Here is a 348-nt window from a genome sequence, read left to right on the forward strand (position 1 = left end):
CCTTCTTCAAATAAACCAAAAAATACATATCAACCTGCAAACAGAACAAGTGACTCAAATGGCAATAATGGCTGTATTTATTGGATTATAGGAATTATACTTTTCATCATACTTTTAAGAGCTTGCAACTAAATAATTTTAACTATGAAAAAACTAATACTTATTCCCGTTCTTCTTAGCGCAATAATAATTTTTGCACAAAAACAAAAAACAGAACAACAAAAACAACAGCAAGAAATTGTTTCGTTAAACCAAAAACTAAATAGTCAACGAGTTTCAATCGTTCAGCAAAAAGCTGAAATAGCAAAACTTTCTCTAAAGAGCGAAAATCAGAACAAACAAATTGAT

At 29.0% G+C, this 348-nt stretch carries 1 protein-coding gene; it reads left to right on the forward strand.

Annotated features, from left to right (window positions below):
- Window positions 1-144: 144 nt before the first annotated feature.
- Window positions 145-348: hypothetical protein (locus SB786_RS35810; RefSeq protein WP_410731518.1), on the forward strand; the 204-nt coding region annotated here is incomplete at its 3' end.

This window comes from Burkholderia sp. SIMBA_062, from assembly GCF_046534765.1.
In the GTDB taxonomy this organism is placed as follows: Bacteria; Pseudomonadota; Gammaproteobacteria; order Burkholderiales; family Burkholderiaceae; genus Burkholderia; species Burkholderia ambifaria.